Here is an 8556-nt window from a genome sequence, read left to right as displayed (position 1 = left end):
GTTACCTCAGAACCTGCTTGCCACCGTCGACCAGCTGCGTGCCGAGCTGGTCCAGGGTGATCTTGTTGGCGAAGTACTGCTGGAGGGCCGGGGTGGCGTACTTGGTCTTCCACTCCGGGTAGCCGGCGGCCTTCTGGAACGGGGCGACGGTCAGGTCGGCGGCGCTGTCCGCGGCGACGTCCCAGCCCTGCTTGCCCCCGGTGGCCTTGACCAGCTCCTCGTTGGCCTGCTTGCCGGTGGGCACCAGCCAGTCACCCTTGGCCAGCGCGGCCATGTTGGTCGGGTTGAGGAACCACTCCAGGAACTGCGCGGCCTGCTTCTTGTGCTTGCTGTCCTCGGCGATGGACAGCGTCTGCGGGTTGGCAGCCTGCTTGCTGGAGAGGCCCTTGATCGGCGGGAGGGTCACCCACTCGAAGCCGGCGGGGGCCTGCTCGACCATCTGCTGGCGCAGCGAGACCGAGCCGGGGAGCATGGCGTACTTGCCGCCGAAGAAGCCGGGCAGGGTGTCCGCGCCGCTCATGCCCAGCGCCTCCGGGGAGGCCGACTTGCTGGTGTAGAGCATGTCGTGGATCCGCTTCGGCACCTCCTTCTCCGCGTCGCCGACCTTGACCTCGGTCTTGCCGCCCTCGGTGTAGAAGAACTTGCCGTCGTAGTTCAGCGCCAGGTTCAGCACCCGGTTGGTGGGCGACTTGAGCGCCCAGGCGGCGCCGTACTGGCCGGGCTTGGTGAGCTTCTGGGCGTTGGCCTGGAACTCGTCCCAGGTCCAGCCGCCGTCGGCCGGCGGGACGGCGATCCCGGCGGCGTCGAGCAGCTTCTTGTTGGCGATGACGACCTGCGACTCCAGCAGGAACGGCACGCCGGTGACCTTGCCGTCGAACGTGGCGGTGTCCCAGACGCCCGGGTCGATCTGGCCCTTGAAGTCGTCGCTGAGCAGCTTGGAGAGGTCGGTCAGGTAGCCCTGCTTGCTGAACTCGCCGATGGCCGAGGCCTCGTAGTGCACGATGTCGGCCACGTCGCCGCCCTCGAACGAGGTGACCAGCTGGTCGTGGATCGAGTTCCAGTCACCCTGGACGTACTCGACCTGGATGTCCGGGTGCTCGCTGTTCCACTTGGCGACCAGGTCCTTGTTGGCCTGGAGCGACTCCTTCTGCCAGGCGAGGCTGAGGAAGCGCAGCTTGGCCGGGCCGGACGAGTTCTCGTCCTCGCCGCCGCCGTCACCGCACGCGGTGAGGGCGCCGAGCCCGACGACCGCGACCGCGGTGGCCGCGGCGAGTCGACGGAATCTGCTACGGAGCATGGGGGATTCCTCCTTGGTGGTGGTTGGGGGATGTGGTCAGCCCTTGACCGCGCCGGCGAGCGACCCGGACGAGAGGCGGCGTTGCATGACCGCGAAGAAGATCAGGCTGGGCAGAGTGGCCAGCAGCGAACCGGCGGCCAGCGGACCCAGGCGGGCGGTGCCCTCGATGCCGACGAACCGGGCCAGGGCGACCGGCAGGGTCGCCAGCTCGGGCGTCTTGACCAGCACCAGGGCGAAGAAGAACTCGTTCCAGGCGGAGATGAAGGAGAACAGCGCGGTGGCCACGATGCCCGGCGCGAGCAGCGGGAAGACCACCCGGCGCAGCACCTGGAGCCGGCTGGCGCCGTCGACGCTGGCCGCCTCCTCCAGCTCCCGCGGAATGTTGCGGACGAAGCCCTGCAGCATCCACAGGGCGAACGGCAGCGCCCAGACCACGTAGATCAGCACCAGCCCGGCGTGGGTGTTGGCCAGCCCGACCTGCCGCAGGATCAGGAAGATCGGGATGATCAGCAGGACGAACGGGAAGAGCTGCGACAGCAGCACCCAGCCCAGCGCGACGGTGCCGAGCCTGGTCCGGAACCGCGCGAGGGCGTACGAGGCGGGCAGCGCGACCAGCACGGTGAGCACCGCCGAGGCGAGCGACACCTGGAGGCTGTTCAGCGCGGCCCGGCCGAGCTGCTGCTCGGTGAAGGCCTGCACGAAGTTCTGCACGGTGGGGTTGCTCGGGATGAGCGTGGGGTGCAGCCGCACCAGTTCGCGCGGCGGCTTGAACGCGGTGGAGAGCAGCCAGACCAGCGGGAACCCGAGGAAGATCAGGTAGCCGGTCAGCGCGACGTACTGGAGCGTCCGCCCGGTGCGGCTCGGCTTTCCGAACATGTCAGTTCGCCTCCCTCAACCGGCGACGCAGGTAGACCGCGAGCAGCGCGACGATGATCACGACCATGACGTTGCCGAGGGCCGCGGCGTAGCCGTAGTTGCCGTAGCGGAACGCCTCCTCGTAGGCGAAGAGCATCGGCAGCATGGTCTTGCCGCCCGGCCCGCCCGCGGTGAGCACGTAGACCAGGCCGAACGAGTTGAAGTTCCAGATGAAGTCGAGCGAGGTGATCGCCACGACGACCGGCGCGATGGCGGGCAGCGTGACGTTGCGGAACCGGTGCCAGGTGGAGGCCCCGTCCACCGCGGCCGCCTCGTGCAGTTCGCGCGGCACGCCCTGCAACCCGGCCAGGAGGACGACGGTGGTCTGCGGCATGCCGGCCCAGACACCGACGAGGATGACCGCGGGCAGGGCGGTGCTGAAGTCGCCGAGCCAGTTGGTGCGCAGCCCGTCGGCGCCGACGCGGTGGAAGAACTCGTTCAGAAGGCCGGCGTCCGGGTGGTAGACCAGCTTCCAGAGGATGCCGACCACCACGGGCGGCATCGCCCAGGGCACCACGGCCAGCACCCGGGCCAGCCCGCGGAAGCGCAGTTGCTGGTTGAGCAGCAGGGCCAGGCCGAGGGCGAGCACGAACTGGAGCACGGTCACCCCGACCGCCCAGAGCAGGCCGATCTTGAACGAGTTCCAGAACAGCTCGTCGCCGAGCAACTCCCGGTAGTTGGCCAGCCCGGTGAAGCTGATCTCGACGTTGCGCCCGGCCCGGGCGTCGGTGAAGCCGAGGTAGATGCCGCGTACCAGCGGGAACACCGACAGCACCACGATGGGCAGCAGCGACGGGAGCAGCAGCAGGTAGATGCCGAGCCGGTCGGAGCGGGACCGGGCCCTGCGGGGCCCGTCGGCGCGGGCGACGTCGGGCCGTTCGGCCACCGTGGTCATGCCGTCACCTCCGGGGTACGCGGCGCGGGAGCGGGGAGCGACGCGGCGGCGCTGGAGGCGCGCACGGCGAGGCTGGGGGCGACCTGCTCGCGGCGCGGCGGCAGGGTCGGGTCGGCGATGCGCTGGAGCAGCAGTTCGGCGGCGCGGCGACCGCGCTCGGCCGAGCCGAGGGAGACGCTGGAGAGCTGGGGGAACATCATCCGGGCCAGCTCGGTGTCGTCCATGCCGACGACCGCCACGTCCTCGGGGACGCGCCGGCCGGCGGCCAGCAGGGCGTGCAGCGCGCCGACGGCGATGAGGTCGTTGGCGCAGACCAGCGCGTCGGGCTCGGCGCGGGCGAGGAGGCGCTCGGTGGCGGCCCGGCCGGCCGCGTACCGGAAGTCGCCGACCTCGACGAGGCGCTCGTCGAGAGCGATGCCGTGCCCGGCGAGGGCGGCCCGGAAGCCGGCGTCGCGGGCCGCGCCGGGCACGGTGTCCAGCGGGCCGTTGACGAAGCCGATCCGCCGCCGCCCGGCCGCGACCAGGTGGTCCACGGCCAGCCCCACGCCGGTACGCGAGTCGGTGCGGACGTTGTCCACCGGCGCGTCGCCGGGGAGCTGGCCGACCACGACCACCGGCACCGGGCTGTCGACCAGCGCGGCGAGGTGGTCGTCGGTGACCCGGATCGGGGAGACGATCATCCCGTCGACGTAGCGGTGGGCCAGCCGGCGCAGCAGGGCGGTCTCGTTGGCGATCTGCCCGCCGGTGGCGTGCACCAGCAGCTGCCGGCCGGACGCGGCCACCACGGACTCGATGGCCCGCATCATCTCGACGTACACCGGGTTGCCGATGTCCTCGACGGCGAGCGCGACGAGGCCGGTGCGCTGCGACTGGAGCGAGCGGGCGATGGCGTTGGGCACGTACCCGACCTCGGCCGCGGCCTCGCGCACCTTGCGGACGGTCTCCGGGCTGCCGCCGACGCCGTTGAGCACGCGGGAGGCGGAGGCGATGGAGACACCGGCGCGGGCGGCGACGGTGTGGACGGTGGGCCGGCCGTCGGCCGACTCCTGTAAACGTTTACGACCCACGCCCGGCACCTCCACCTGTCTGCTGTAAACGTTTCCGGGAGTCTGCGCCCGACCCGACGATCAGGTCAAGACCTCGTTACGAAAACGTTTCCAACCGCGCTGACCTGGGTCGGCGATGCGGCGTGGGCCGAGGCCCCGGCGGGCCGGGGCCGGTCAGCGTGGGGGAACCGGGACCCGGGCGGTGAGCGGGTGGCCGGTGAGGCGGCGGACCGCCAGGTAGCCCTCGCAGCCGAGGCAGAGCCCGAAGGCCGCGTTGAGGAAGGCGGCGGCGAGCGCCGCCGCGGTGGCGACCAGACCGAGCAGCGGCACGCCAGCCAGCCAACCGGCCGCGCCGACCGCGGCGAAGGCCAGGCCGACGAGCTGGGCGAAGCGGACCGGGGCCACCGGCTCCAGCTCGGCCGGCGGGGCAAGCCGGGGCGCGACCAGGGCGCGGAACAGCAGACCGTACGGGCCGAGTCGCGGGTGGACGGCGGTCAGCGCGAAGACCACGGCCTGGGCCAGGACGAGCCAGCCTGAGCCGGTGACCAGGGCGACGGCGAGGACGACGGTGGTGAGGGCGGCGGCGAACCGCGGCCCGCGAGGGTCGAGCAGCATGGGGGCTTCCGTTCGGCGGCGAAGGGGTCGGTCAGGCGGTGGCGACCGGCGCACAGAGGCTCGCCGCGAGCCGGCCGTGGTCCACCACCCGCCGCCGGATCAGCCGGACGCCGCTCACGCCCGCGCCCCGGCGGCCAGCGGCGCGAGCGCGGCGAGCAGGTCGTCCCGGTCCGGCACGCCGGCGGCCCGCCGGACGATCCGGCCGTCGCCGTCCACCAGCAGCACCGTCGGGGTACGCCAGACGTCCAGCTCGCGGGCCCGGTCGAGGTGCTCCTCGACGCCGACCTCCAGCAGGGTGACCCCGTCGAGCCGCCCCGCGACGTCCTCGAGGACGCGGCGGGCGGCGCGGCAGGGCGCGCAGACCGGGGCGGAGAACTGTACCAGGGTGACCGCGCCGGGGCGGACGCCGAGGGCGGCCAGCGCGGCCCGGTGCGGCGCGGCGGCCGGGGACACGGCACGCAGCCGGCCGTCGCGACGGCGCCGCCACCAGCCGAAGGCGGTGGCGGCCGCGAGCACCGCGACGAGCACCAGGACACCGGTCAGACGGGGCGGCTGCACGGGTCCAGGCTGCCACGACGACCGGCGGTAGGAATCCCGCCGTCTCACCCACCGGACGTGACATCGCCTACTCCGGCGGTGGGAAAGGAGGGCCGGCCGACGGCGCCGCGATTGACAGTCGTCGCATTTGTCCTCTGGCGCGCCGACCGATCCTGGCAATATTCTCCACTTCGCGCGCAGCAGTTGGAGTTCCTTTACACGCCCGCACACCCGTCGGGCCACCGAGGAGATGCCATGCACTTCGACCACCCCGAGCTGGACCGTCGTACCCTGCTGCGGGCCGGCCTCGGCGCCGCCGCGGTCGCGGTCGTCGGGAGCGAACTCGCCTTCCCGGCCGCCGCGCAGGCCGCGCCGGACGCGGACCTCGACTGGATCATCAGCTGCGACGAGTGGGGAGCCCGCCCGCCGGCGGACCCGCTGTCGATCAGCGCGATCGCGACCAACAAGATCATCGTGCACCACATGGCGTTCCCCAACAGCACGGACTACTCCGAGGAACACGCCAAGCAGCTCGCCCGCGACTGCCAGAACCTGCACATGGACGTGAACCGGTGGTCGGACACCGGGCAGCACTTCACGGTCAGCCGGGGCGGCCACGTCCTGGAAGGCCGGCACGGCAGCCTGGAGCGGTTGCAGGCCGGCGACCGGCAGATGATCTCGGCGCACTGCCCCGGCGAGAACGGCCGGGCCATCGGCATCGAGAACGAGGGCACCTACGTCACCGACACGCCGCCGCAGGAGCTGCTCGACTCCCTGGTCAAGCTCTGCACCACCATCTGCCAGCAGTACGGGCTGCACGCGCACGACATCTTCGGCCACTGGGACTTCCGGGCCACGCAGTGCCCGGGCGCGATGTTCTACCGCGAGTTCCCGGCGCTGCGCCGGCGGGTCTTCGCGAAGCTCGGCACCGACCTGGCCGACGTGCCGGCCCGCCGCTGGCCGGACATCTGGCGCTTCGTCGGCGGCCCGGTGGTGAAGGTGGCGCAGTACCTGCTCACCTTCCGCGGCTACACCGTCCCGGTCACCGGCGTGTTCGACGCGGCCACCGTGGCGGCCGTGCAGGACTGGCAGGCCCGCAACGGCATCCCGGTCGACATCGACGCCACCCTCACGGCACCGACCTGGGAGACCCTCGCGCCCGAACTGGACAAGGACGCCACCGGCATTCCGGTGCAGGCGGTGCAGTTCATGCTCAACTCCAAGGGCTACGCCGACGTGGCGATCACCGGCGAGTACGACTACCCGACCAAGAAGGCCCTCCAGGACCTTCAGGAACTGCACGGTCTCGACACCAACGGCAAGGTCAGCACCACCACCTGGTGCGCCCTGGTGGGGGGTGTGGTGCGCCAGTCGTTCCAGAAGAGCTGACCGGCGCACCGGCGGGGAAGACGGTGGGGGTGGCAACGGCGCCACCCCCACCGTTGCCGTCCGTACTCGCCCGTCGCGCCTCGTAGGCCCCGGCCCGTCCCTCTGCGACGATGCCCAGGTCACGACACCGAGGAGGCGAGATGACGTCCCGACTGAATCCGTACCTGAGCTTCCGCGACAACGCCCGCGCCGCGATGGAGCACTACCAGCGGGTGTTCGGCGGCGACCTGCGGATGAACACCTTCGGCGAGTTCGGCAACCCGGACCCGCAGGTGGCCGACCTGATCATGCACGCGCAACTGGAGACCGACCAGGGCTCACGCTGATGGCCTCCGACACCCCGCCCGGGATGGAGTTCACCCCGGGCACCACCATGGCCGTCAGCCTGAGCGGCGACGACGCCGACGACCTGCGCCGCTGGTGGGAACAGCTCGCCGACGGCGGCACCGTCACCATGCCGCTGGAGAAGCAGATGTGGGGCGACGAGTTCGGCATGTGCGTGGACCGGTTCGGCACGTCCTGGATGGTGGACATCGGGCAGCCCCAGGCCTGACCGCCGGGCGGAGGTGGCCCGAACGGCGGTGTCCACGCTGGTGTGACCGGCGTTACCGTACGCGGATCCACGGATCCCGCCGGAGAGGACGACAGTCATGGACGGCAGCCCCCGCGCACACCTCCGACGCCTGGCCAGGCTGGCCACCGCGGCCGCCCTCGCGGTGGCCGGCCTGGGGCTCGTCGCCCCGCCGGCACACGCGGAAGCCGGACCCAAGGTCACCGTGCTGACCCGGAACCTCTACCTGGGCGGGGACCTCACGCCGTCGATCGCCGCGCCGACCCTGCCGGCGTTCCTGGCCGCGAACGCCGCCCTGCTGAGCCACGTGGACCTGGTCGACTTCCCGGCCCGGGCGGCGCTCATCGCCGACGAGATCCGCGAGCGCAAGCCCGACCTGGTCGGCCTGCAGGAGGTGGCACTCTGGCGCACCGGGCCGCTCGGCGACCCGGCCCCGGCCACCGAGGTCCGGTACGACTACCTGGCCCTGCTCATGGCGGAGCTGGCCGGGTCCGGCCACCCGTACGACGTCGTCGTGGCGCAGGACGAGGCGGACCTGGAGGCCCCGGCCGGGGCGCCGCACCTGCGGGACGTCCGGCTCACCATGCGGGACGTGATCCTGGTGCGGCACGGCGGCCGGGTCAAGGTCGCCGGCACCTCGTCGGGCAACTTCGCCAACAACCTGGTCTTCCCGCTCGCCGCCACCGGCGGCACCGCCACGAGCACCCGCGGCTGGACAGCGGTGGACGCCGTGCTGGGCAGCCGCACGTTCCGGTTCGTCAACACCCACCTGGAAGCGTTCCACCCCGGCGTACGCCTGCTCCAGGCGCAGGAACTGCTGCGCGGCCCGCTGAGCGTGCCCGGTCGGCTGATCCTCCTCGGTGACCTGAACAGCGGACCCGAACTGCCCGACCCGAACAACCGGCTGGCGTACCTCGCCCTGGTGGCCGGCGGGATGGTCGACACCTGGCCCGTCCTGCACCCCGGCGACCCCGGCTACACGGCCGGGCTGGGCGACGACCTGACCGAGCCGGCCGACGACGTCGAGCACCGGATCGACATGGTGCTGGTCCGCGGGACGGTGGTGCCGGTGTCCAGTGAGGTCTTCGGCAACACGCGGCAGACCCCCGGCGGCCGGTGGGCATCGGACCACCTGGGTCACGAGGCCGTGCTCGCGCTGCCGTAATCAAGCGGAAACGTCGGCATTCGCGCCTGGTGAACGGCACCTATCCCAAGGCATGGAACGCCATCAATCATTACCCGGAGGTAGACATGAGTCACTCTCACCTCCGGGTATGACGCCCGGGCACGG

The 8556-nt window shown here is 71.9% G+C and carries 10 protein-coding genes; 4 read left to right on the top strand and 6 right to left on the bottom strand.

The annotated features are described in order from the left end of the window. Position 1: 1 nt before the first annotated feature. The 6 genes from IEY96_RS23605 to IEY96_RS23580 form a co-directional block, all read right to left on the bottom strand. Positions 2-1297, bottom strand: coding sequence for an ABC transporter substrate-binding protein (locus tag IEY96_RS23605; protein ID WP_189196989.1), 1296 nt, complete (start codon positions 1295-1297; stop codon positions 2-4). Positions 1298-1333: 36 nt separating this feature from the next. Beyond that, positions 1334-2173: a carbohydrate ABC transporter permease gene (locus IEY96_RS23600; RefSeq protein ID WP_189196988.1), complete on the bottom strand. Its 840-nt coding sequence runs from the start codon at positions 2171-2173 to the stop codon at positions 1334-1336. 1 nt (position 2174) lies between these two features. Then, positions 2175-3107: a carbohydrate ABC transporter permease gene (locus tag IEY96_RS23595; protein ID WP_189196987.1), complete on the bottom strand. Its 933-nt coding sequence runs from the start codon at positions 3105-3107 to the stop codon at positions 2175-2177. Continuing rightward, positions 3104-4174 carry a LacI family DNA-binding transcriptional regulator gene (locus tag IEY96_RS23590; protein ID WP_189196986.1) on the bottom strand — a complete coding sequence of 357 codons (1071 nt, stop codon included), beginning with the start codon at positions 4172-4174 and terminating at the stop codon, positions 3104-3106. Before IEY96_RS23590 ends, IEY96_RS23595 begins: the two co-directional genes overlap by 4 nt. A 153-nt stretch (positions 4175-4327) precedes the next feature. Beyond that, positions 4328-4768, bottom strand: a complete 441-nt coding sequence (locus IEY96_RS23585; RefSeq protein WP_189196985.1) for a DUF4395 domain-containing protein — start codon at positions 4766-4768, stop codon at positions 4328-4330. 114 nt (positions 4769-4882) lie between these two features. Beyond that, positions 4883-5326 (bottom strand): TlpA family protein disulfide reductase, encoded by a 444-nt coding sequence (locus tag IEY96_RS23580; RefSeq protein WP_229791833.1) that lies wholly within the window; start codon positions 5324-5326, stop codon positions 4883-4885. A gap of 234 nt (positions 5327-5560) precedes the next feature. Between IEY96_RS23580 and IEY96_RS23575 the strand changes: the two genes are divergently transcribed. From IEY96_RS23575 to IEY96_RS23565, 4 genes are all read left to right on the top strand, one after another. Beyond that, positions 5561-6694: a peptidoglycan recognition protein family protein gene (locus IEY96_RS23575; protein WP_189196984.1), complete on the top strand. Its 1134-nt coding sequence runs from the start codon at positions 5561-5563 to the stop codon at positions 6692-6694. A 140-nt stretch (positions 6695-6834) separates the two neighbouring features. After that, a complete protein-coding gene (locus IEY96_RS32850) occupies positions 6835-7020 on the top strand; it encodes a VOC family protein (protein WP_229791832.1) in 186 nt (61 codons plus the stop codon). Then, positions 7017-7247, top strand: coding sequence for a VOC family protein (locus tag IEY96_RS32845; protein WP_373293634.1), 231 nt, complete (start codon positions 7017-7019; stop codon positions 7245-7247). The genes IEY96_RS32850 and IEY96_RS32845 overlap by 4 nt, the downstream gene beginning before the upstream one ends. 97 nt (positions 7248-7344) lie before the next feature. Further along, on the top strand, positions 7345-8430 hold the full coding sequence (locus IEY96_RS23565; protein WP_189196983.1) for an endonuclease/exonuclease/phosphatase family protein: 1086 nt from the start codon (positions 7345-7347) through the stop codon (positions 8428-8430). Positions 8431-8556 lie beyond the last annotated feature (126 nt).

It is taken from the genome of Micromonospora fulviviridis, from assembly GCF_014648395.1.
Lineage (GTDB): Bacteria > Actinomycetota > Actinomycetes > Mycobacteriales > Micromonosporaceae > Micromonospora > Micromonospora fulviviridis.
Note: the sequence above shows the minus strand (reverse complement) of the source record. Positions and strands in the feature narration are given on the sequence as shown.